At 52.6% G+C, this 23,828-nt stretch carries 23 protein-coding genes; 16 read left to right on the top strand and 7 right to left on the bottom strand.

The window, feature by feature from the left end; translation table 11 throughout:
* Positions 1 to 41 precede the first annotated feature (41 nt).
* From aspS to ruvB, 6 genes are all read left to right on the top strand, one after another.
* Complete coding sequence (gene aspS / locus IB222_RS09925) at positions 42 to 1,814, top strand: aspartate--tRNA ligase (protein ID WP_148361859.1); 1,773 nt, start codon at positions 42 to 44, stop codon at positions 1,812 to 1,814.
* Between the two features lies 1 nt (position 1,815).
* Positions 1,816 to 2,259 (top strand): dihydroneopterin triphosphate diphosphatase, encoded by a 444-nt coding sequence (gene nudB, locus IB222_RS09930; RefSeq protein ID WP_003833839.1) that lies wholly within the window; start codon positions 1,816 to 1,818, stop codon positions 2,257 to 2,259.
* 28 nt (positions 2,260 to 2,287) lie between these two features.
* Positions 2,288 to 3,031 carry a YebC/PmpR family DNA-binding transcriptional regulator gene (locus IB222_RS09935; RefSeq protein WP_003833836.1) on the top strand — a complete coding sequence of 248 codons (744 nt, stop codon included), beginning with the start codon at positions 2,288 to 2,290 and terminating at the stop codon, positions 3,029 to 3,031.
* Between the two features lie 34 nt (positions 3,032 to 3,065).
* Positions 3,066 to 3,587: a crossover junction endodeoxyribonuclease RuvC gene (gene ruvC / locus IB222_RS09940; RefSeq protein WP_003034867.1), complete on the top strand. Its 522-nt coding sequence runs from the start codon at positions 3,066 to 3,068 to the stop codon at positions 3,585 to 3,587.
* Between the two features lie 80 nt (positions 3,588 to 3,667).
* A complete protein-coding gene (gene ruvA / locus IB222_RS09945) occupies positions 3,668 to 4,279 on the top strand; it encodes a Holliday junction branch migration protein RuvA (protein WP_003034869.1) in 612 nt (203 codons plus the stop codon).
* A gap of 8 nt (positions 4,280 to 4,287) precedes the next feature.
* Positions 4,288 to 5,298 (top strand): Holliday junction branch migration DNA helicase RuvB, encoded by a 1,011-nt coding sequence (ruvB, locus tag IB222_RS09950; protein ID WP_003034872.1) that lies wholly within the window; start codon positions 4,288 to 4,290, stop codon positions 5,296 to 5,298.
* A 78-nt stretch (positions 5,299 to 5,376) separates the two neighbouring features.
* On the opposite strand, the gene znuB is transcribed toward ruvB, so the two are convergent.
* A complete protein-coding gene (gene znuB, locus IB222_RS09955; RefSeq protein WP_003833831.1) occupies positions 5,377 to 6,162 on the bottom strand; it encodes a zinc ABC transporter permease subunit ZnuB in 786 nt (261 codons plus the stop codon).
* A complete protein-coding gene (znuC, locus tag IB222_RS09960; RefSeq protein ID WP_003833829.1) occupies positions 6,159 to 6,914 on the bottom strand; it encodes a zinc ABC transporter ATP-binding protein ZnuC in 756 nt (251 codons plus the stop codon). Before znuC ends, znuB begins: the two co-directional genes overlap by 4 nt.
* A gap of 78 nt (positions 6,915 to 6,992) precedes the next feature.
* Here znuC and znuA point away from each other — a divergent pair, with 78 nt between their 5' ends.
* The 3 genes from znuA to lpxM all read left to right on the top strand — a co-directional run bounded on the left by znuA (position 6,993) and on the right by lpxM (position 10,364).
* Positions 6,993 to 7,937 (top strand): zinc ABC transporter substrate-binding protein ZnuA, encoded by a 945-nt coding sequence (gene znuA / locus IB222_RS09965; protein ID WP_063940898.1) that lies wholly within the window; start codon positions 6,993 to 6,995, stop codon positions 7,935 to 7,937.
* A gap of 15 nt (positions 7,938 to 7,952) precedes the next feature.
* Positions 7,953 to 9,272, top strand: a complete 1,320-nt coding sequence (gene mepM / locus IB222_RS09970) for a murein DD-endopeptidase MepM (RefSeq protein ID WP_149384875.1) — start codon at positions 7,953 to 7,955, stop codon at positions 9,270 to 9,272.
* 120 nt (positions 9,273 to 9,392) lie between these two features.
* The gene (gene lpxM / locus IB222_RS09975; protein ID WP_126317825.1) at positions 9,393 to 10,364 is read left to right on the top strand and encodes a lauroyl-Kdo(2)-lipid IV(A) myristoyltransferase; all 972 of its coding nucleotides are present in this window, start codon (positions 9,393 to 9,395) and stop codon (positions 10,362 to 10,364) included.
* A gap of 46 nt (positions 10,365 to 10,410) precedes the next feature.
* Here the strand turns inward: lpxM and pyk are convergent, their stop codons facing one another.
* Together pyk and IB222_RS09985 are read right to left on the bottom strand one after the other, a co-directional pair.
* Positions 10,411 to 11,853 carry a pyruvate kinase gene (gene pyk / locus IB222_RS09980; protein ID WP_003833821.1) on the bottom strand — a complete coding sequence of 481 codons (1,443 nt, stop codon included), beginning with the start codon at positions 11,851 to 11,853 and terminating at the stop codon, positions 10,411 to 10,413.
* 119 nt (positions 11,854 to 11,972) lie between these two features.
* A complete protein-coding gene (locus IB222_RS09985) occupies positions 11,973 to 12,842 on the bottom strand; it encodes a MurR/RpiR family transcriptional regulator (RefSeq protein WP_126319786.1) in 870 nt (289 codons plus the stop codon).
* Between the two features lie 364 nt (positions 12,843 to 13,206).
* On the opposite strand from IB222_RS09985, the gene zwf reads away from it, so the two are divergent.
* The 3 genes from zwf to kdgA all read left to right on the top strand — a co-directional run bounded on the left by zwf (position 13,207) and on the right by kdgA (position 17,403).
* The gene (gene zwf / locus IB222_RS09990) at positions 13,207 to 14,682 is read left to right on the top strand and encodes a glucose-6-phosphate dehydrogenase (RefSeq protein ID WP_003833817.1); all 1,476 of its coding nucleotides are present in this window, start codon (positions 13,207 to 13,209) and stop codon (positions 14,680 to 14,682) included.
* 233 nt (positions 14,683 to 14,915) lie between these two features.
* Positions 14,916 to 16,727: a phosphogluconate dehydratase gene (edd, locus tag IB222_RS09995; RefSeq protein ID WP_008785050.1), complete on the top strand. Its 1,812-nt coding sequence runs from the start codon at positions 14,916 to 14,918 to the stop codon at positions 16,725 to 16,727.
* Between the two features lie 34 nt (positions 16,728 to 16,761).
* A complete protein-coding gene (gene kdgA, locus IB222_RS10000) occupies positions 16,762 to 17,403 on the top strand; it encodes a bifunctional 4-hydroxy-2-oxoglutarate aldolase/2-dehydro-3-deoxy-phosphogluconate aldolase (RefSeq protein WP_003034901.1) in 642 nt (213 codons plus the stop codon).
* Positions 17,404 to 17,505: 102 nt separating this feature from the next.
* Here the strand turns inward: kdgA and purT are convergent, their stop codons facing one another.
* A complete protein-coding gene (purT, locus tag IB222_RS10005; protein ID WP_149384876.1) occupies positions 17,506 to 18,684 on the bottom strand; it encodes a formate-dependent phosphoribosylglycinamide formyltransferase in 1,179 nt (392 codons plus the stop codon).
* A 132-nt stretch (positions 18,685 to 18,816) separates the two neighbouring features.
* Between purT and yebG the strand changes: the two genes are divergently transcribed.
* The 4 genes from yebG to ptrB all read left to right on the top strand — a co-directional run bounded on the left by yebG (position 18,817) and on the right by ptrB (position 22,477).
* A complete protein-coding gene (yebG, locus tag IB222_RS10010; protein ID WP_032943780.1) occupies positions 18,817 to 19,107 on the top strand; it encodes a DNA damage-inducible protein YebG in 291 nt (96 codons plus the stop codon).
* A gap of 121 nt (positions 19,108 to 19,228) precedes the next feature.
* On the top strand, positions 19,229 to 19,582 hold the full coding sequence (yebF, locus tag IB222_RS10015) for a protein YebF (RefSeq protein ID WP_126317828.1): 354 nt from the start codon (positions 19,229 to 19,231) through the stop codon (positions 19,580 to 19,582).
* A gap of 94 nt (positions 19,583 to 19,676) precedes the next feature.
* Positions 19,677 to 20,336, top strand: coding sequence for a tellurite resistance TerB family protein (locus IB222_RS10020; RefSeq protein WP_063940875.1), 660 nt, complete (start codon positions 19,677 to 19,679; stop codon positions 20,334 to 20,336).
* Between the two features lie 86 nt (positions 20,337 to 20,422).
* The gene (ptrB, locus tag IB222_RS10025) at positions 20,423 to 22,477 is read left to right on the top strand and encodes an oligopeptidase B (protein WP_188055394.1); all 2,055 of its coding nucleotides are present in this window, start codon (positions 20,423 to 20,425) and stop codon (positions 22,475 to 22,477) included.
* Here ptrB and exoX read toward each other — a convergent pair.
* Entirely contained in the window at positions 22,468 to 23,130 is a 663-nt protein-coding gene (gene exoX / locus IB222_RS10030) for an exodeoxyribonuclease X (protein ID WP_003833802.1), read from the bottom strand. The two genes, ptrB and exoX, sit on opposite strands and share 10 nt — an antisense overlap.
* Before the next feature lie 23 nt (positions 23,131 to 23,153).
* Positions 23,154 to 23,810 (bottom strand): carbon-nitrogen hydrolase family protein, encoded by a 657-nt coding sequence (locus IB222_RS10035; RefSeq protein WP_149384878.1) that lies wholly within the window; start codon positions 23,808 to 23,810, stop codon positions 23,154 to 23,156.
* Between the last annotated feature and the right edge of the window lie 18 nt (positions 23,811 to 23,828).

The following is a 23,828-nucleotide window of genomic DNA, read 5'->3' on the forward strand; positions in this document are numbered from 1 at the left end:
ACAGGTGACAATCCGCCTGCGGCAAAGTTAAGGGATATCTCATGCGTACAGAATATTGCGGACAGCTACGTCTGTCCCACGAGGGGCAGCAGGTGACTCTGTGTGGTTGGGTCAACCGTCGTCGTGATCTTGGTAGCCTGATCTTTATCGATATGCGCGACCGCGAAGGTATCGTGCAGGTATTTTTCGATCCGGACCGTGCGGACGCGTTAAAGCTGGCCTCCGAACTGCGTAATGAGTTCTGCATCCAGGTTACGGGCACTGTGCGTGCGCGTGACGCGAAAAACGTCAACGCCGATATGGCGACGGGCGAAATTGAAGTACTGGCCTCCGATCTGACCATCATCAACCGTTCAGACTCGCTGCCGTTGGACTCTAACCACGTCAACACCGAAGAAGCGCGACTGAAGTATCGCTATTTAGATCTGCGTCGCCCTGAAATGGCGCAGCGCCTGAAAACGCGTGCTAAAATCACCAGTCTGGTGCGTCGTTTTATGGACGACCACGGCTTCCTCGACATTGAAACACCGATGCTGACCAAAGCGACGCCGGAAGGTGCGCGCGATTACCTGGTACCTTCTCGCGTACATAAAGGTAAATTCTACGCACTGCCGCAATCACCTCAGTTGTTTAAACAGCTGCTGATGATGTCTGGCTTTGATCGCTACTATCAGATCGTAAAATGCTTCCGTGATGAAGACTTACGTGCTGACCGTCAGCCAGAATTTACCCAGATCGACGTTGAGACTTCCTTCATGACCGCACCGCAGGTGCGTGAAGTGATGGAAGCGCTGGTGCGTAACCTGTGGCTGGAAGTGAAAGGTGTCGATCTGGGTGATTTCCCGATCATGACCTTTGCCGAAGCTGAGCGTCGTTACGGTTCCGATAAGCCAGACCTGCGTAACCCGATGGAGCTGGTTGACGTCGCCGATCTGGTGAAAGACGTTGAGTTCGCAGTGTTCTCTGGTCCGGCAAACGATGCGAAAGGCCGCGTAGCTGCTCTGCGTGTACCGGGCGGTGCTGCACTTAGCCGTAAGCAGATCGACGATTACGGTAACTTTATTAAGATTTACGGCGCGAAAGGCCTGGCTTACATCAAAGTCACCGAACGTGAGAAAGGTCTGGAAGGTATCACCAGCCCGGTTGCTAAGTTCCTGAACGCAGAAATCGTGGAAGCGATTCTGGCGCGTACCGGTGCGCAAGACGGCGACATGATTTTCTTCGGTGCCGACAACAAGAAAGTAGTTGCCGACGCGATGGGCGCGCTGCGTCTGAAACTGGGTAAAGACCTGAACATCACCGACGAAGCCAAATGGGCGCCGCTGTGGGTTATCGACTTCCCAATGTTTGAAGACGATGGTGAAGGCGGACTGACCGCAATGCATCACCCGTTCACCGCGCCGAAAGATATGACGGCCGCTGAGCTGAAAGCAGCGCCGGAAGACGCGGTTGCCAACGCGTACGATATGGTCATCAACGGTTACGAAGTAGGCGGCGGTTCCGTGCGTATTCACAACGGCGACATGCAGCAAACCGTATTCGGTATTCTGGGCATTAACGAGCAAGAGCAGCGTGAGAAATTCGGCTTCCTGCTGGATGCGCTAAAATATGGTACACCGCCGCATGCGGGCCTGGCGTTTGGTCTGGACCGTCTGACTATGCTGTTGACCGGTACTGACAACATTCGTGACGTTATTGCTTTCCCGAAAACCACGGCTGCAGCGTGTCTGATGACTGAAGCGCCAAGCTTTGCCAACGCAGCTGCGCTGGCGGAACTGAGCATTCAGGTTGTTAAGAAGGCCGAGAATAACTGATATGACATATAAACAGCCTGTCTCGGTGTTAGTCGTGATTTATGCAAAGGACACCGGGAGAGTGCTGATGTTACAGCGACGCGACGATCCTGATTTCTGGCAGTCGGTCACCGGCAGCCTTGAAGAAGGTGAAACCGCGTCGCAAGCCGCTATGCGCGAAGTAAAGGAAGAGGTCGCCATTGATGTTGCATCTGAGCAACTGACCTTAATTGACTGTCAGCGCACGGTGGAGTTTGAGATTTTTAGCCATTTACGTCATCGCTATGCACCGGGAATTGAACGTAATACTGAATCCTGGTTTTGCCTGGCACTTCCCTCAGAACGAAAGATCGTGTTCACCGAACATCTGACCTATCGTTGGGTTAATGCGGTTGAAGCCGCCCAATTAACCAAGTCGTGGAGTAACCGGCAGGCGATTGAAGAGTTTGTAATTAACGTCGCCTGAAAAGGCGCGCTTTTTGGAGATATTATTTATGGCAGGTCATAGTAAATGGGCCAACACCAGACACCGTAAAGCAGCGCAGGATGCTAAACGCGGTAAAATTTTCACCAAAATAATTCGTGAGCTGGTGACGGCGGCTAAACTGGGCGGCGGCGATCCGGATGCTAACCCGCGTCTGCGTGCAGCGGTTGATAAAGCGCTGGCTAACAACATGACCCGTGACACCCTGAACCGTGCAATCGCGCGCGGTGTGGGTGGTGATGAAGATTCCAACATGGAAACCATCATCTATGAAGGTTACGGTCCTGGCGGTACAGCCGTTATGATTGAATGTCTGTCTGACAACCGTAACCGTACCGTTGCGGAAGTGCGTCACGCGTTCACGAAAACGGGTGGTAACCTCGGTACCGACGGTTCCGTGGCTTATCTGTTCAGCAAAAAAGGCGTAATCTCCTTTGAACAGGGCGACGAAGACGCCATCATGGAAGCGGCGCTGGAAGCAGGTGCTGAAGACGTTGTGACCTTCGACGACGGCGCAATTGACGTTTACACCGCGTGGGAAGAGATGGGCAAAGTACGTGACGCGCTGGAAGCGGCTGGTCTGAAAGCGGACGCAGCTGAAGTGTCTATGATCCCATCCACCAAAGCGGATATGGATGCAGAAACAGCGCCGAAGCTGATGCGTCTGATCGATATGCTAGAAGACTGCGACGACGTGCAGGAAGTTTACCACAACGGTGAAATCTCCGATGAGGTTGCTGCCACCTTAGAATGATGTGGTTAAGCCATAAAATAACAGGAGATGCGTGATGTCTATTATTCTCGGCATTGACCCGGGGTCGCGCATCACCGGTTATGGTGTTATTCGTCAGGTCGGCAGGCAGCTGACCTACCTCGGCAGCGGTTGTATCCGCACCAAAGTCGACGATCTTCCGTCGCGTCTGAAGCTGATTTACGCAGGCGTGACGGAAATCATCACCCAGTTCCAGCCGGACTATTTTGCCATTGAGCAGGTTTTTATGGCGAAGAACGCCGACTCGGCGCTAAAGCTGGGGCAGGCTCGCGGCGTGGCAATCGTTGCGGCGACCAATCAGGATCTACCGGTCTTTGAATACGCGGCCCGCCAGGTAAAACAGACCGTGGTGGGGATCGGTAGCGCGGAAAAAAGCCAGGTCCAGCATATGGTACGCACGCTGCTAAAACTCCCGGCGAATCCGCAAGCGGATGCCGCGGATGCACTGGCGATAGCCATTACCCACTGCCATGTCAGTCAGAACGCCATGCAAATGAGCGAGTCGAGGCTGAATTTGGCGCGAGGTCGATTACGTTAGTGACAAATGAGGCTGGATATCTATCCAGCCTTTTTTTATGATAGCGCATTACCTTTTAGCCCTTAACGCAGGAGCGTCACGTGATAGGCAGACTCAGAGGCATCATTATTGAAAAACAACCCCCGCTGGTCCTTCTGGAAACGGGCGGGGTAGGCTATGAAGTGCATATGCCGATGACCTGTTTCTACGAGTTGCCGGAAGCCGGGCAAGAAGCGATTATTTTCACCCATTTTGTGGTGCGAGAAGATGCTCAGCTATTGTATGGCTTTAACAACAAGCAAGAGCGCACGTTGTTTAAAGAGTTAATCAAAACCAATGGCGTGGGGCCGAAGCTGGCGCTGGCGATCCTCTCCGGTATGTCTGCTCAGCAGTTCGTTAATGCCGTGGAGCGCGAAGAGCTGGGCGCGCTGGTGAAATTACCGGGTATTGGTAAAAAAACCGCAGAACGCCTGATTGTAGAAATGAAAGACCGCTTTAAAGGTTTGCATGGTGATCTCTTTACACCAGCAGCGGATCTGGTCCTGACGTCTCCGGCAAGTCCGACAACGGACGACGCCGAGCAGGAAGCGGTTGCTGCGCTGGTGGCGTTGGGCTATAAACCACAGGAAGCCAGCCGCATGGTGAGCAAAATTGCCCGCCCTGATGCCAGTAGTGAAACCCTGATTCGTGAAGCGCTTCGCGCGGCATTGTGAGGTAACGGATGATTGAAGCAGATCGCCTGATTTCGGCTGTCAGCACTACCCCTGAAGATCTGGTGGATCGTGCGATTCGCCCAAAATTGCTGGAAGAGTACATTGGCCAGCCTCAGGTCCGTTCGCAAATGGAGATTTTTATCCAGGCGGCGAAGCTGCGCGGTGACGCTCTCGATCACCTGCTGATTTTCGGTCCTCCTGGTCTGGGTAAAACTACGCTTGCCAATATTGTCGCCAATGAAATGGGTGTTAACCTGCGCACCACGTCCGGTCCGGTACTGGAAAAAGCGGGTGACCTGGCGGCAATGCTTACCAACCTTGAACCCCACGATGTGCTGTTTATCGATGAAATTCATCGTCTGTCACCGGTGGTGGAAGAGGTGCTGTATCCGGCGATGGAAGATTATCAGCTGGATATCATGATTGGTGAAGGGCCGGCTGCCCGTTCGATTAAGATCGATCTGCCGCCGTTCACGCTAATCGGGGCGACGACGCGCGCCGGGTCGTTAACCTCTCCGCTGCGTGACCGTTTTGGTATTGTGCAGCGCCTGGAGTTCTATCAGGTGGCAGACCTGCAGCACATTGTTGGGCGTAGCGCACGCTTTATGGGCCTGGAAATGAGCGATGAAGGCGCGCTGGAAGTGGCACGCCGCGCCCGCGGTACGCCGCGTATCGCCAACCGTTTATTACGCCGGGTACGCGATTTCGCTGAAGTGAAGCATGACGGCACGATTTCGGCTGATATTGCCGCCCAGGCGCTGGATATGCTCAATGTGGATGCGGAAGGATTCGATTATATGGACCGTAAGCTGCTGCTGGCGGTTATCGATAAATTCTTTGGCGGACCGGTAGGGCTGGATAACCTGGCGGCGGCGATTGGGGAAGAGCGTGAAACCATTGAGGACGTGCTGGAGCCGTATCTGATTCAGCAAGGTTTTCTGCAGCGTACGCCGCGTGGACGTATGGCAACCGTGCGCGCCTGGAACCATTTTGGCATTACACCGCCACAGATGCCTTAGTGCCTGATGTCGTGACGCTCATCAGGCCTGGGCGATTTTGTAGGCCCGGTAAGCGCAGCGCCACCGGGCAACGCATGCTTAGTTCGCCTGCTTTTTCATCATGCTGAAAATAAACAGCAGCGCGGCGCACAGCACCACGGAAGGACCTGCCGGGGTGTCATAGAAGGCCGAGAAGGTCAGCCCGCCTGTAACCGCTATCATTCCCACTCCAACGGCAACCCCTGCCATCTGCTCCGGCGTACGGGCAAAGCGACGGGCGGTCGCCGCAGGGATGATAAGCAGTGAGGTGATAATCAGCGCCCCGACAAACTTCATCGCCACACCAATCGTTAACGCCGTAACCAGCATCAACAGCAGCTTCACGCGTTGCAGCTTCACACCATCGACAAATGCCAGATCAGGACTGATGGTCATCGACAGCAGGTTACGCCACTGCCAGAACAGAATCGCCAGAACAATAACCACGCCGATGGCGATGGAGATAAGATCTTCTGGCGTCACGGCGAGCAAATCACCAAACAGGTAAGCCATCAGATCCACACGGATGTTGGACATCAGGCTGACAACAACCAGCCCCAATGACAACGCGCTGTGCGCCATAATACCCAGCAAGGTATCGATCGCAAGGTGAGGGCGCTTCTCCAGCCATACCAGACCGCCAGCCAGCAACAGGGTGACGGCGATAACCGCATAGAAAGGGTTTACATCCAGCAGCAGGCCAAAGGCGACCCCCAGCAGCGAAGCGTGGGCCAGCGTATCACCGAAATAAGACATTCGACGCCAGACTACAAACGAGCCGAGTGGGCCAGCGGCACAGGCCAGCATGATCCCGGCTAACCAACCGGGTAATAACAATTCAATCATGAGTGACCATTTCCCCGGCGTAAGACGATACGACCCTGTAAATCGTGGCGGTGATTGTGATTATGACGGTAAATTCCGAGTTGTTCGGCGCCGCGTTGCCCGAACATGGAGATGAATTCCGGGTGCATAGAAACCACTTCCGGCGCACCGGAACAGCAAATATGATGGTTCAGGCACAGTACCTCATCGGTTTTGGCCATCACCAGATGCAGGTCATGGGAAACCATCAGCACGGCGCAATCCAGTTCACGTCGCAACTGGTCGATAAGGTCGTACAGTGCGACCTGCCCATTGACATCCACGCCCTGGGTTGGTTCATCGAGCACCAGTAGCTGAGGTTTATTCAATAAAGCACGGGCCAACAGGACGCGTTGTGTTTCCCCGCCAGAGAGCTTTTGCATCGGCGCATCCATCAGATGCCCGGCCTGAACGCGCTTCAGTGCCGGAAGGATATCCTCTTTTTTGGTACCGGGACGTAAGCGCATAAACCGACTTACCGTCAGTGGCAGCGTAGTATCGAGGTACAGTTTTTGCGGTACATAGCCAATCCGCAATTGACCATTACGCTTGATTACTCCCTCATCAGCCGCTACCAGCCCTAATACAACGCGCACCAGCGTAGACTTCCCGGCGCCATTTGGGCCGAGAAGCGTTAAAATTTTACCGGGTCGAAGTTCAAGCGATACGTCAGACAGGACGCGGCGTTGACCATAAGAGACCGAGACATTTTCCAGTGAAACCAAAGTCGTCATATCAATTTTAGTCTTGCAGAAGTTATAGAATGTTATAATATCACATTTCTTACATTCATTACGATGATTGGTCGCATTATGTTACATAAAAATACGCTTCTTTTCGCAGCATTATCCGCTGCTCTTTGGGGTAGTGCAACACAGGCAGCAAATGCCGCTGTGGTGGCCTCGCTCAAGCCGCTGGGGTTTATTGCTTCAGCTATTGCAGACGGGGTAACAGACACTGAGGTTCTGTTGCCTGATGGGGCTTCCGAACATGACTATTCACTGCGTCCATCAGACGTAAAACGCTTACAGGGCGCGGACTTAGTTGTTTGGATTGGACCTGAGATGGAAGCGTTTATGGAGAAGTCAGTCAAGAATATTCCTAACGCGAAACAGGTAACGATTGCGCAGCTCAATGACGTGAAACCGTTACTCATGAAAGGTGCCGATGACGACGATGACGATCATGGACACGATGATGCTGGCAGTGAAAAAAGTGACGAGCATCACCATCATGGCGATTACAACATGCATCTTTGGCTTTCCCCAGAGATAGCGCGGGCCTCAGCGGTTGCAATCCATGAAAAATTAGTGGAACTTATGCCGCAAAGTCGAGCCAAACTTGACGCCAACCTGAAGGATTTTGAGGCACAATTAGCCGCAACCGATAAGCAGGTAGGTAACGAGCTCGCACCGCTCAAGGGAAAAGGTTATTTCGTTTTTCATGACGCCTATGGCTACTACGAAAAACACTACGGACTAACACCGCTTGGTCACTTTACCGTGAACCCTGAGATTCAACCTGGTGCGCAGCGTTTACATGAAATAAGAACACAGTTGGTTGAGCAAAAAGCAACCTGCGTTTTTGCTGAGCCACAGTTCAGGCCAGCGGTCGTTGAAGCCGTCGCGAGAGGGACATCCGTTCGAATGGGAACGCTGGATCCGCTCGGAACGAATATCAAACTGGGTAAAACAAGCTATTCAGCGTTTTTGAACCAATTAGCCAACCAGTATGCGAGCTGCCTGAAAGGAGATTAATGAGGAAGTGAATACGTGCAACAGATAGCCCGCTCTGTCGCTCTGGCATTTAATAATCTGCCGCGACCCCATCGCGTTATGCTGGGGTCGCTTACCGTACTGACATTGGCCGTCGCCGTCTGGCGGCCTTATGTTTACCATCCCGATTCTGCACCCATCGTTAAAACTATCGAGCTGGAAAAAAGCGAGATTCGTTCGCTGTTGCCTGAGGCCAGTGAACCTATCGATCAGGCCGCGCAGGAAGACGAAGCCATTCCGCAGGATGAACTGGATGACAAAACGTCTGGTGAAGCCGGCGTGCATGAGTATGTCGTCTCCACAGGCGATACGCTGAGCAGTATTCTTAATCAGTACGGCATCGATATGGGCGACATCAGTCAGCTCGCTGCTTCCGATAAAGAACTGCGCAATCTGAAAATTGGTCAACAGTTATCCTGGACGTTAAGCGCGGAAGGTGACCTGCAGCGCCTGACATGGGAAGTGTCCCGCCGTGAAACCCGCACTTACGATCGCACTGCGACAGGTTTCAAAATGAGCAGCGAAATGCAGCAGGGCGATTGGGTTAACAGCCGTATCAAAGGCACGGTGGGCGGAAGCTTTGTCGCCAGCGCCAAAGAGGCCGGACTGACCAGCTCTGAAATCAGCGCGGTGATTAAGGCCATGCAGTGGCAGATGGATTTCCGCAAACTGAAAAAAGGCGATGAGTTCTCAGTGCTGATGTCTCGCGAAATGCTGGACGGTAAGCGCGAGCAAAGCCAGCTGCTGGGCGTGCGTTTACGTTCTGAAGGCAAAGACTATTATGCCATCCGTGCTGCAGACGGTAAGTTCTATGACCGTAACGGTACCGGGCTGGCGAAAGGCTTCATGCGTTTCCCGACGGCGAAACAGTTCCGTATTTCCTCGAACTTTAACCCGCGTCGCCTGAATCCGGTGACTGGACGCGTAGCACCGCACAAAGGTGTCGATTTTGCGATGCCGCAGGGGACGCCGGTACTGTCGGTGGGCGATGGTGAAGTGGTTGTGGCGAAGCGTAGCGGCGCCGCCGGATACTATGTTGCGGTTCGTCATGGTCGCACCTACACCACGCGTTATATGCACCTGCGTAAGCTGTTGGTGAAACCAGGTCAAAAAGTGAAACGTGGCGATCGTATCGCGCTGTCAGGTAACACCGGGCGTTCAACCGGTCCGCACCTGCACTACGAAGTGTGGATCAACCAGCAGGCCGTGAACCCTCTGACGGCGAAACTGCCGCGTACAGAAGGTCTGACCGGCTCGGATCGCACCGATTATCTGGCGCAGGTGAAAGAAGTTATGCCTCAGCTACGTTTTGATTAATTAGCACACTGATAAAGCCGGTACGCGATGCGTACCGGCTTTTTTTATTTTGTACGGCGCATCGTGCGCCGCTACACTATCAGCAGATCTACTTTTCGCCGCACCAGACACTGGAAGAGCATGGAAACGAAAAAAAAGAATATTGAGTATATCCCTGAGTTTGATAAATCATTTCGCTATCCGCGCTACTGGGGCGCCTGGCTGGGTGTAGCGGCGATAGCTGGGATTGCGTTAACGCCGGCGTCACTTCGCGATCCTATTCTGGCAAAGCTCGGACGGATGGTTGGACGTTTGGGAAAAAGCTCACGTCGCAGAGCACTGATCAATTTATCCCTTTGTTTTCCTGAACGCAGCGAAGCTGAGCGCGAAGCCATTGTCGATGAGATGTTCGCGACAGCCCCTCAGGCGATGGTCATGATGGCGGAACTGGCCCTGCGCGGTCCGGAGAAAATTCAGAATCGGGTTGACTGGCAGGGCCTTGAAATCATCGAAGAGATGCGCCGCAACGATGAAAAAGTGATTTTTCTCGTTCCTCATGGCTGGGGCGTAGATATCCCGGCGATGCTGATGGCTTCCCAGGGACAGAAAATGGCAGCAATGTTCCACAATCAGGGGAACCCGGTATTTGATTACGTCTGGAACACGGTGCGCCGTCGTTTCGGAGGCCGATTACATGCACGTAATGATGGCATCAAACCGTTTATTCAGTCTGTACGTCAGGGATATTGGGGATACTACTTGCCGGATCAGGACCATGGGCCTGAGCACAGCGAGTTTGTCGATTTTTTTGCTACCTATAAAGCAACGTTACCGGCAATTGGTCGCTTGATGAAGGTTTGCCACGCGCGTGTAGTGCCGCTGTTTCCGGTGTATGACGGTAAAACGCACCGCCTGACGATTAAGGTCCGTCCTCCGATGGATGACATCCTGACAGCGGATGACCACACCATTGCCAGACGAATGAACGAAGAGGTGGAAATTTTTGTCACGCCTCATGTCGAACAATACACCTGGATACTGAAACTGCTTAAGACGCGTAAACCCGGCGAGATTGAGCCCTATAAGCGCAAAGATCTCTATCCGAAGAAATAAAAAAAAGCCTCTCAAACGAGAGGCTTTTTTACATCAAACGCTGGCGTTACTCGACGGTCAGAATACGCGTGGTGTTAGTTGAGCCAATAGTGCTCATCACATCGCCCTGTGTCACAATCACCAGATCGCCGGAAACCAGATAGCCTTTATCGCGCAGCAGGTTCACTGCTTCATTGGCGGCAACGACGCCATCTGTTTCGCTGTCAAAGTGAACCGGGGTGACACCGCGATACAGAGAGGTCAGATTCAGCGTACGTTCATGACGAGACATCGCGAAAATTGGCAGACCGGAACTGATACGAGAAGTCATCAGCGCAGTACGACCAGACTCCGTCATAGCGATAATAGCGGTGACCCCTTTCAGGTGGTTAGCAGCGTACATCGCTGACATCGCAATCGCTTCTTCAACGTTATCAAACTGCACGTCAAGGCGGTGTTTAGAGACGTTGATGCTTGGGATCTTCTCTGCACCCAGGCAAACGCGCGCCATTGCCGTGACGGTTTCCGCCGGGTACTGACCTGCTGCTGTTTCGGCAGAGAGCATCACGGCATCGGTACCGTCGAGGACGGCGTTAGCCACGTCCATCACTTCCGCACGAGTCGGCATTGGGTTGGTGATCATCGACTCCATCATCTGTGTGGCGGTGATGACCGCACGGTTCAGCTGACGCGCACGGCGAATCAACGCTTTCTGAATACCTACCAGCTCAGGGTCACCGATTTCAACACCCAGGTCGCCACGGGCTACCATCACTACGTCAGAAGCCAGGATGATGTCATCCATCGCATTCTGGTCGCAGACGGCTTCTGCACGTTCTACCTTGGCGACAATTTTCGCATCGCAACCGGCGTCGCGTGCCAGACGGCGGGCATAGTTTAGATCTTCGCCGCAGCGCGGGAAGGAGACAGCCAAATAGTCAACGCTGATTTGCGCTGCGGTAATGATGTCGGCTTTGTCTTTTTCGGTGAGGGCTTCAGCAGAGAGACCGCCGCCCAGTTTGTTGATGCCCTTGTTATTGGACAGCGGGCCACCGACAGTGACTTCGGTGAAGACTTTCATGCCCTGAACTTCCAGCACTTTAAGCTGTACGCGACCGTCGTCGAGCAGCAGGATATCGCCAGGCACGACGTCTGCAGGCAGTCCCTTATAATCAATGCCGACTTTTTCTTTGTCGCCTTCGCCTTTACCGAGGTTGGCGTCTAACAGGAACTTGTCGCCAACATTAAGAAAAACTTTACCTTCTTTAAAGGTAGATACGCGGATTTTAGGTCCCTGCAGGTCACCCAAAATAGCTACATGACGTCCCAGTTTTGCGGCAATTTCACGGACCTTATCCGCCCGCAGTTTGTGATCTTCTGGAGAGCCGTGGGAAAAGTTCATACGTACGACGTTCGCACCCGCGGCAATAATCTTCTCAAGGTTGTTATCGCGGTCAGTTGCCGGGCCTAACGTGGTAACGATTTTGGTTCTGCGAAGCCTTCTGGACATGTAATACTCCGTTGACTGAAACAACTAGGTGTTGCGTGAACATTAATCCGGCCGTTCTCAAACATTAACGGTAAAATGAACGACCCGGATGATAAAAGGGTAGAACATTGTTATTGCTTTTAGCGGTCATCACTCTTGATGAGTAATTCTTTATCAAAACGCGATTCCTTGAGCGCTTCCTTGACACGCTTCAAGTTATCTCTAAATTTTGCCCCTCGGCGCAAAGTAAATCCTGTAGCCAGCACATCTATCACGGTCAGTTGAGCAAGTCGAGAGACCATGGGCATATAAATGTCAGTATCTTCCGGTACATCGAGGGTAATAGCCAGCGTGGCTTCACGCGCCAGTGGCGTGCCGGGAGAAGTGAGGGCGATAACCATAGCGTCGTTTTCCCTTGCTAACTGCGCCAGTTCAACCAGACTTTTGGTTCTTCCGGTATGAGAAATAAGCACAATGACGTCGTCGTCGCTACAATTCATACAACTCATCCGTTGCAGGACAATGTCGTCGGAATAGATTACCGGTACGTTAAAGCGGAAAAATTTGTTCATCGCGTCGTGCGCGACCGCGGCGGAAGAACCTAAACCAAAGAAGGCGATTTTCTTCGCCTGGGTTAACAAATCTACCGCCCGGTTTACCGCCGTGTTATCCAGCGACTGACGAACGTGGTCAAGGCTTGCCATCGCCGATTCGAAGATTTTCCCCGTATAAGATTCTACGCTGTCATCCTCATCCACATTGCGATTAACATAAGGGGTACCATTTGCCAGACTTTGTGCCAGATGCAGTTTAAAATCAGGGAAGCCGCGCGTATCCATGCTACGACAGAAACGGTTCACCGTCGGTTCGCTGACGTTGGCTTCTACAGCAAGCGCAGCGATGCTTGAGTGAATTGCCCGCTCGGGAGAGGCAAGAATAATGTCGGCGACTTTACGCTCTGACTTGCTCAAATGTTCCAGTTTTAACTGGATTTTTTCCAGCATATTCATGATGTAGGTAGACTCATGGGTCATGGGCAAAAACGATTTCAACGATAAGGGGAAATCGAGTGGTAACTCTGGTAGATAGTACCCCTGCTAGTGCATCAACGGGGCAAAATGGACAAAATAGTTGTTGTTTTTTTTCATTACATGATCGGAGTCGGATTTTCATACTTCTTCATGGGTACGAAAAAGACGACTTTTTTATCCATTTTGATGGGTTATACGCCAATAAAGCGGCTGTTCGCGGTAACAGCACGGCTGGATAAGCGTTTACGGTTTCCGGATTCACGTAAAAGCAGTACAGTGCACTGTAATAAAATTACAACCAGTGTCTGGCAAAAGCACCAGGCACTTAATTGAGGAGAATGACATGGCGGTAACGCAAACAGCCCAGGCATGTGATCTGGTCATTTTCGGCGCGAAGGGCGACCTGGCGCGACGGAAATTGCTGCCTTCCCTGTATCAACTGGAAAAGGCCGGCCAGATTAACCCGGATACCCGCATCATTGGGGTTGGGCGTGCCGACTGGGACAAAGCAGCCTATACCAAGGTTGTGCGCGAAGCGCTCGAAACCTTCATGAAAGAAAAAATTGATGAAAGTTTGTGGGAAACCCTCAGCGGTCGTCTTGAGTTTTGTAACCTGGACGTCAACGACACCGCCGCGTTTAAGCGTCTGGGCAAAATGCTGGATCAAAAATCGCGTACCACCATCAACTATTTTGCAATGCCGCCTAGCACCTTTGGCGCGATCTGCAAAGGTCTGGGTGAAGCAAAGCTGAATGCTAAGCCTGCCCGCGTGGTGATGGAAAAACCGCTGGGTACATCACTGGCAACATCCCGTGAAATCAACGATCAGGTTGGCGAGTATTTCGAAGAGTGCCAGGTTTACCGCATCGACCACTATCTCGGCAAAGAGACGGTACTGAACCTGTTGGCACTGCGTTTTGCCAACTCCCTGTTTGTGAATAACTGGGATAACCGCACTATCGACCACGTAGAAATTACCGTGGCGGAAGAAGTGGGCATTGAAGGGCGCTGGGGCTACTTTGACCAGGCCGGTCAAATGCGCGACATGATCCAGAACCACCTGCTGCAGATCCTGTGCATGATCGCGATGTCTCCGCCGTCCGATCTGAGCGCCGACAGCATCCGTGATGAAAAAGTGAAAGTACTGAAATCACTGCGTCGCATCGATCGTTCGAACGTACGTGAAAAGACAGTTCGTGGTCAGTACACTGCCGGTTTTGCCCAGGGCAAAAAAGTTCCGGGATACCTGGAAGAAGAAGGCGCGAACAAGAGCAGCAACACGGAAACGTTTGTGGCGATCCGTGTGGATATCGATAACTGGCGCTGGGCGGGCGTACCGTTCTACCTGCGTACCGGTAAGCGTTTACCGACCAAGTGCTCTGAAGTGGTGGTTTACTTCAAAACGCCTGAGCTGAACCTGTTCAGAGAATCCTGGCAGGATCTGCCGCAGAACAAGCTGACTATCCGTTTGCAGCCTGATGAAGGTGTCGATATCCAGGTACTAAACAAAGTGCCGGGGCTGGATCACAAGCATAACCTGCAAATTACCAAACTTGATCTGAGCTACTCCGAAACCTTCAACCAAACGCATCTGGCCGACGCTTATGAGCGCCTGCTGCTTGAAACGATGCGCGGCATTCAGGCGCTGTTTGTGCGTCGAGATGAAGTTGAAGAAGCATGGAAGTGGGTCGATTCTATTACTGAAGCCTGGGCAATGGACAACGACGCACCTAAACCGTATCAGGCCGGGACCTGGGGACCGGTTGCCTCTGTGGCCATGATTACCCGTGATGGTCGTTCCTGGAACGAATTCGAGTAAAATATCATCTAGCCCATAGGTGTTATTTTACCGGTAACATGATCTAACACAGATTGTAGAATAATTTTTGCACTTTTAAGCTCCGCGTGGATTCACCCGCGGGGCTTTTTTTATTACACTGCCTGAAACGATTTTGCCCCTGAGCTACGGCTAACAAGCGATTCAGCTGCTTTTAACCCAACTGAAACACATTGTTGATCCAACGCTCTGACAGATAAATTTTAGGAGCCTCTATGAATCCGAATTTGTTACGCGTAACAAAACGTATTGTCGAACGTTCTCGCGACACGCGTTCCGCCTACCTTGCCCGTATTGAACAAGCGAAATCGACTACCGTTCATCGTTCACAACTGGCGTGCGGTAACCTGGCGCATGGTTTTGCTGCCTGCCAGCCAGATGACAAGGCCTCGCTGAAAAGCATGCTGCGTAACAATATCGCGATCATTACCTCCTATAACGACATGCTTTCCGCGCATCAGCCGTACGAACATTATCCGGACATCATTCGTAAAGCGCTGCATGAAGCCAATGCGGTAGGCCAGGTCGCTGGCGGTGTTCCTGCGATGTGCGACGGTGTGACCCAGGGACAGGATGGGATGGAGCTTTCGTTACTGAGTCGCGAAGTGATTGCGATGTCGGCTGCTGTCGGCCTCTCACACAATATGTTCGACGGCGCGTTATTCCTTGGCGTGTGCGACAAAATTGTCCCGGGTCTGGTGATGGCGGCACTGTCATTTGGTCATCTGCCTTCGATCTTTATTCCCTCCGGCCCGATGGCGAGTGGTCTGGCGAACAAAGAAAAAGTGCGTATCCGTCAGTTGTATGCTGAAGGCAAAGTCGATCGCATGGCGCTGCTTGAATCCGAAGCGGCGTCTTATCACGCACCGGGGACCTGTACGTTCTATGGTACGGCAAACACCAACCAGATGGTGGTGGAGTTTATGGGGATGCAACTGCCTGGCTCCTCATTCGTACACCCGGATGCCCCGCTGCGCGAGGCGTTGACCGCTGCGGCTGCTCGTCAGGTAACGCGTCTGACCGGTAACGGCAATGAATGGATGCCGATCGGTAAAATGATCGATGAAAAAGTAGTGGTGAACGGTATTGTCGCGCTGCTGGCGACCGGGGGGTCAACCAACCATACAATGCACCTGGTTGCGATGGCGCGCGCAGCCGGGATTCTGATTAACTGGGACGACTTCTCCGATCTGTCCGATATCGTGCCGTTGATGGCGCGTCTGTATCCGAATGGTCCGGCAGACATTAACCACTTCCAGGCAGCGGGTGGCGTGCCGGTGTTAATGCGCGAACTGCTGAATGCGGGTCTGCTGCATGAAGATGTGAACACCGTTGCTGGGTTTGGTTTGTCGCGTTACACCATGGAACCTTGGCTCAACGATGGTGAACTGGACTGGCGCGAAGGGGCAGCGAAGTCGCTGGACAGCAATGTGATTGCTACCATCGATCAGCCATTCTCCCACCACGGCGGTACCAAAGTGCTGAGCGGTAACCTCGGACGTGCGGTGATGAAAACGTCGGCGGTTCCGGTAGAAAATCAGGTAATTGAAGCGCCCGCGGTTGTTTTTGAAAGTCAGCATGATGTATTGCCGGCCTTCGATGCGGGACTGCTCGACCGTGATTGCGTAGTCGTTGTGCGCCATCAGGGACCAAAAGCAAACGGAATGCCAGAATTACATAAACTCATGCCGCCACTTGGTGTATTATTGGACCGTTGTTTCAAAATTGCGTTAGTTACCGATGGACGACTTTCAGGTGCTTCAGGTAAAGTGCCTTCAGCAATCCATGTAACCCCAGAAGCCTACGATGGCGGGCTGCTGGCAAAAGTACGCGATGGCGACATCATTCGTGTGAATGGACAGACAGGTGAATTGACGCTGCTGGTTGATGAAGAGGAACTTGCTTCTCGTCAGCCTCACATTCCTGACCTCAGCGCATCGCGCGTGGGCACAGGCCGTGAAATGTTCAGCGCGTTGCGTGAAAAGCTGTCCGGTGCGGAACAGGGCGCAACCTGTATCACTTTTTAAGACTTATTTTGTAATCAGGCGAGAGAAAACTCTGATGAAAAACTGGAAGACAAGTGCAGAAGCAATCCTGACCACTGGCCCGGTTGTACCGGTTATCGTGGTTAATAAACTGGAACACGCAGTGCCGATGGCAAAAGCGCTGGTTGCAGGCGGCGTGCGCGTTCTGGAAGTGACCTTACGTACAGCATGTGCGATGGATGCCATTCGCGCGATCGCAAAAGAAGTTCCGGACGCTATCGTTGGTGCAGGTACTGTACTGAATCCACAACAGCTGGCTGAAGTTACCGAAGCCGGTGCACAGTTTGCTATCAGTCCGGGTCTGACCGAGCCGCTGCTGAAAGCCGCAACGGAAGGTACTATTCCGCTGATCCCTGGTATCAGCACCGTGTCTGAACTGATGCTGGGTATGGACTACGGTTTGAAAGAGTTCAAATTCTTCCCTGCTGAAGCAAATGGCGGTACCAAAGCGCTGCAGGCAATTGCGGGTCCGTTCTCTCAGGTGCGTTTCTGCCCAACCGGAGGGATATCTCCGGCGAACTACCGCGACTACCTGGCTCTGAAAAGCGTGCTGTGCATCGGTGGTTCCTGGCTGGTTCCGGCGGATGCGCTGGAAGCGGGCGATTACGATCGTATTACCAAACTGGCTCGTGAAGCAGTAGAAGGCGCGAAGCAGTAAGCCGTTATGTATAAACCGTAGGCCCGATAAGACGCGCCAGCGCCGACATCGGGCTTTGCCGGATGCGGCAAAAATGCCTTATCCGGCCTACGGGTCTGGTTTTTATCCTGCGACTTTCACCTGTGCGGCTGCGTCTTTCGCGCGTATCACCGCATCTTCAATGCTCTGTGCTGTGGCCAGCACAACGCCCAGACGACGGCTCCCGTCGATTTCCGGCTTGCCAAAGAAACGCACTTGCATACCCGCACCTACAGCGGCTTGTACGTTATCAAATGTGATATTCTGGCTGGTAAGTTGCGGCAGAATAACGGCGGAAGCAGAAGGTCCATACTGGCGGATTTCGCCAACGGGCAGACCGAGAAATGCACGTACGTGCAGGGCAAACTCAGACAGATCCTGCGAAATTAAGGTCACCATACCCGTGTCGTGAGGGCGAGGGGAGACTTCGCTGAAAATCACCTCATCACCGCAGACAAACAGCTCCACGCCAAACAGTCCGTGACCGCCCAGCGCCAGTACCACCTTGCGGGCTATTTCCTGCGCGCGCGCCAGCGCCAGATCACTCATCTGCTGCGGCTGCCAGGACTCGCGATAATCGCCATCTTCCTGACGATGACCTACCGGCGCGCAGAAATGCACGCCATCAACGGCGCTGACGGTTAGCAGGGTGATTTCAAAATCAAACTTCACTACGCCTTCGACGATAACGCGCCCGGCACCTGCACGGCCTCCCTGCTGAGCATAGTTCCACGCCTCGGTGAGCTGATCGGCTGAACGGATAAAGCTCTGCCCCTTGCCGGAAGAACTCATGACCGGCTTCACAATGCAGGGATAGCCGATTTCGGCAACGGCCTCACGAAAGCGTGTTTCGGTGTCTGCAAAACGGAAAGATGATGTGGGTAAAGACAATTCTTCGGCGGCGAGACGACGGATTCCTTCCCGGTTCATGGTCAGTTGGGTCGCTCGTGCGCAAGGCACAACGTGTTGACCTTCCTGTTCGAGTTTGACCAGCATATCCGTGGCAATCGCCTCTATTTCCGGCACGATGTAATGTGGTTTTTCACGCTCGACAAGCTGGCGTAATGCCTCGCCATCCAGCATGTTAATTACGTAGGAGCGATGGGCAACGTGCATGGCTGGCGCGTCGGGGTAACGATCCACGGCAATGACTTCCACACCCAGGCGTTGGCATTCAATCGCCACTTCTTTACCCAGTTCACCTGAACCTAATAACATCACTCGCGTTGCTGCGGGACGCAGCGCTGTGCCTAATAACGTCATAAATTAATCCCCTGTTTTATCTGGGCGCAGTATATACGAAAACGTTTGCGCCTGTCTTTATCACCAGGTTGATTTCAGGGCTTAAAAAGAATATACTGTACATAAATACAGGTAATTTAAGAGGCTGCAAAAATGGCGGTTGAAGTTAAATACGTAGTCATTCGGGAAGGTGAGGAAAAAATGTCGTTTACCAGCAAAAAGGAAGCCGATGCGTATGACAAAATGCTGGATACAGCAGATCTGCTCGACACATGGCTGGAGCAATCGCCGGTAGCGCTCGAAGACGAGCAGCGTGAAGCTCTCTCCCTGTGGCTGGCTGAGCAAAAAGATGTGCTGAGCGCCATTCTGAAAAACGGCAAGCTGCCTTCGCCACAGGCTGTCGAAAACGATGCACACACTGAGGATGATACTCAGGCTGCCTGAAACGACTTGCGCTCCTGACGTTTTGTACCATGCTTTTCCCTGAATCATTGTGCAATCCCTGACGTTATTTTACGTTGCTGCAGGCAACCTGAAGGACGAAGGGGAGATTAAGGAGAAAAGAATGTATAAAAAAAGAGCGTTATTGAGCCTGCTGTTATTGTCTGCCAGCGTATCGGTATTTGCGGCAAATACGGAAAGCAAGAATGTTCAGTTCCCCAAGTGCGAAGGACTGGATGCTGACGGTATTGCGGCAAGCGTGAAACGTGACTATCAGCAAAATCGCATCGCGCGCTGGGCTGACGATCAAAAACTCGTCGGGCAAGCCGACCCTGTCGCCTGGGTCAACACGCCCGATATTACGGGCAAAGACGGGAAATGGTCAGTTCCTCTGACGGTTCGCGGTAAAAGCGCGGATATTCACTATCAGGTAAAAGTCGACTGCAAAGCCGGAACGGCGGAGTATCAGCCGCAGTAACGTAGGTATTTGCACATCTTTTGATGACCTGAACACTTCCTGACATCCCCTCGGGTACGCTTTGATGATTATTCGTCTGTACTTGAGGGGCAAAATGGCTAATTGGCTGAATCAACTACAATCTCTTCTTGGGCAAAAAGGATCCTCCGCGTCATCTTCTGGCGAGCAAGGGCTGAGTAAACTTCTGGTTCCAGGCGCGTTAGGCGGTCTGGCAGGATTACTGGTTGCCAACAAATCTTCACGAAAATTGCTGAGCAAATACGGCACCAGCGCGCTTCTGGTGGGCGGCGGTGCGGTTGCCGGTACCGTGTTATGGAACAAATACAAGGATAAGGTTCGCGCTGCGCATCAGGATGAGCCGCAGTTTGGCGCACAAAGTTCACCGCTGGATGAGCGCACCGAGCGTCTGATCCTGGCGCTGGTTTTTGCGGCGAAAAGCGATGGACATATTGATGCCAAAGAACGAGCGGCCATTGAACAGCAGCTCCGTGAAGCGGGCGTGGAAGAGCAGGGCCGCGTTCTTATTGAACGTGCTATTGAACAACCGTTAGATCCTCAGCGCCTGGCGCAGGGCATCCGCAACGAAGAAGAAGCGCTGGAAATTTACTTCCTGAGCTGTGCGGCGATTGATATCGACCACTTTATGGAGCGTAGCTATCTCAATGCGCTGGGCGATGCGTTGAAGATCCCGCTGGATGTTCGTGAAGGCATTGAACAGGATCTCAAAGAACAAAAACAGGCTTTACCGGGTTAATTACTTACCGCTAAGGCGCATGTTTCGCTTGCATCATTGCTGTCTTTTGCCACCCTTATAGGATGTTTAAGCAAAAGAACAATGACATGCTACCAAAAGCTTCTCGTATTCCTCACGCCATGACGCAGCATGGCGATACTCGTGTTGATAATTATTACTGGCTGCGAGATGACACCCGCTCGCAGCCAGAAGTGCTGGATTATCTGCAACAAGAAAACGCGTATGGCCGCCAGGTTATGGCCTCGCAGCAGGCTTTGCAGGATCGTGTCCTGAAAGAGATTATCGACCGTATCCCGCCTCAGGATGCATCAGCCCCCTATGTGAAGAATGGTTATCGCTACCGGCATATTTATGAACCGGGGTGCGAATATGCTATTTATCAGCGTCAGTCCGCTTTCAGTGAAGAGTGGGATGATTGGGATACTCTATTGGATGGGAACCAGCGCGCGGCACACAGCGAGTTTTATACGCTGGGAGGGCTGGCGATATCACCGGATAACACCATCATGGCGCTGGCCGAAGATTATCTCTCTCGCCGGCAATATGGCGTGCGTTTTCGCAACCTGCAAAGTGGCAACTGGTATCCGGAAGTTCTGGAAAACGTCGAAGCGGATCTGGTCTGGGCGAATGATTCTCAGACTTTCTATTACGTGCGCAAGCACGAAACGACGTTATTGCCGTATCAGGTGTGGCGACATACAGTCGGCTCGCCATCGTCACAGGATGAGCTGGTATATGAAGAAGCTGATGACATGTTTTATGTCAGTCTGCATAAAACCACCTCGCTACACTATGTTGTTATTCATATTGCCAGTGCGACTACCAGTGAAGTTTTGTTGCTTGATGCAGAACTGGCAGATGCCGAACCGTTGGTCTTTTTAGCGCGACGCAAAGACCATGAATACAGTCTCGATCACTATCAACACAATTTTTATCTGCGCTCCAACCGTCAGGGGAAAAATTTCGGCCTGTATCGTACCCGCGTTCGTGATGAGCAAGCCTGGGAGACGCTGATCCCAGCGCGCGACAACGTGATGCTGGAGGGCTTTACGCTATTCACTGACTGGCTGGTGGTAGAAGAGCGTCAGCGGGGCTTAACCAGCCTACGACAGATTAATCGTAAAACGCGCGAAGTGGTCGGGATCGCCTTTGACGATCCGGCTTATGTGACCTGGCTTGCCTATAATCCAGAGCCTGAGACATCGCGCCTGCGCTATGGCTATTCCTCCATGACCACCCCGGACACGTTGTTTGAACTGGATATGGACACCGGGGAACGTCGTGTGCTTAAGCAGACGGAGGTCCCCGGATTTGATGCGGCGAATTACCGTAGCGAACACCTATGGATAACTGCGCGTGATGGCACCGAGGTTCCGGTTTCGCTGGTTTATCATCAAAAGTATTTCCTGAAAGGAAAAAATCCGTTACTCGTTTATGGCTATGGCTCATATGGCGCCAGCATGGATGCCGATTTCAGCAGCAGCCGTTTGAGCTTACTGGATCGCGGCTTTGTTTATGCTATTGCCCATGTGCGTGGTGGTGGTGAATTAGGACAACAGTGGTACGAGGACGGTAAGTTTCTGCACAAGAAAAATACTTTTAATGATTACCTCGACGTCTGTGATGCGCTGCTAAAAATGGGCTATGGCGCGCCTGAGTTATGTTATGGCATGGGCGGAAGCGCCGGAGGCATGTTAATGGGCGTCGCCATTAATGAACGCCCGGAACGCTTCCATGGTGTTATTGCTCAGGTGCCGTTTGTCGATGTGGTAACCACTATGCTCGATGAATCAATTCCCCTGACGACCGGTGAGTTTGAAGAGTGGGGTAATCCGCAGGACGAAGAGTATTACACCTATATGAAAAGCTACAGCCCGTATGACAATGTAACCGCGCAGGCATACCCACATCTGCTGGTCACGACGGGATTACACGATTCCCAGGTGCAATACTGGGAACCAGCAAAATGGGTAGCAAAACTGCGTGAGCTGAAAACGGACGATCGTTTGCTGCTACTTTGCACGGATATGGATTCCGGACACGGTGGTAAATCCGGGCGTTTTAAATCTTACGAAGGCGTGGCCCTTGAGTACGCTTTTTTGATTGGACTGGCGCAGGGAACACTGCCTGCTCAGGCGTGATCCAAATAGTGTTTTAGCGTTAATCGCAGTTCCGGGCTCATATTGTCAAGGTTATTAAATAACCAGCGCAGATAGCCCGGATCGCGTTCAGCCACTTCTGATACCGGTTTTCCGCGGTACTTCCCAAAAGTGAAAGTAGTGAGTAAGGCCGGACGGCCGGTAATATCGACCATTTGATCGGCTGTCCAGCCTGACGTCTGCATGATGTCGATCAGCAGTGCCGCAGTGATGTAGCAATCGTACAGGGCGCGGTGATGGTGGAGACCCGCTGGCGTCTGGACGCTCAGCTTACGCGATTTATACAGCGCCATGTTGCTGTATTTGATCCCCGGCCACAACCGACGGGAGAGCTTCATGGTGCAAATCCATTCCCCGGGCATGTCGGGCAATACGCGGCGGTCAAAGCTGGCATTGTGCGCCACGTACCACTCGCTGCCGTAATACTGCGGGATGACGTCTTCAATCCACGGCTTATCGGCCACCATTGCTTCTGTAATGCGATGGATAGCCATCGCCTGTGGGCTGATGGGGCGGTCAGGGCGTACCAGGTGGCTCATGGGGTTGACTATTTTTCCGTCAACCACGTCGACAGAAGCAATTTCAACAATGCCTCCCTGTAGACCACAGGTTTCTGTATCTATTATGCGCAACATGCCATGCTCCTGACCCAAAACGACTAGCGTAATGGAATGATATCACCTTGCCAACCCCGTGGCGTGCGTTGGCCGGTTAACAGCAACGAACCGCTGTCTGCGCGAACAATCAATCGACCTCGTTCATCCCATAACGCACTGCTACCCCGCGCATTGGCCATTAATACCGCGATGGCGAATTTATGTGAGAAACTTTGTAGGCGAGATGTAGAGGAGAGCAGTTCCGGTTCACTGACTGACTGGCAGCTGGTGAACAGCGTAAAAGCCGGGTCGATATCAATGCCTTCCGGTTGGCTATCTACAACGCTGATGGCATTTCGCTGTCTGGCAATACAGGCCCCGTGGCTCTGATGGAAGGTTAATGGCGAAGTCATCCAGGGAGAGAAAAGCGCAATGCCTTTCACGAACCGGTTGTTATGTTCTACCGGTAGTCCCGCAATTATCGTCATGCGATAAGTCGCGGCGGCATGTGCGAGAGGTTCTAACAGCGCTTCATCGGGTGGGGCAGGAAGCGCGTCATTCTCATCAACACAACCCAGCAATGAGAGGGAAGGGAAGACCAGCAATTCACATTGGCATTGAGCTGCCGCATGAATGAATTGCAGGTGATGCGCGACATGTTCGGTAACTGAGGTGTGAAGAGGTTCGTATTGTGCTGCTGCGATTTTCCAGTATGACATAATGATTTCCTTTTCATA

The organism is Citrobacter sp. C13 (assembly GCF_014596815.2).
Lineage (GTDB): Bacteria > Pseudomonadota > Gammaproteobacteria > Enterobacterales > Enterobacteriaceae > Citrobacter > Citrobacter portucalensis.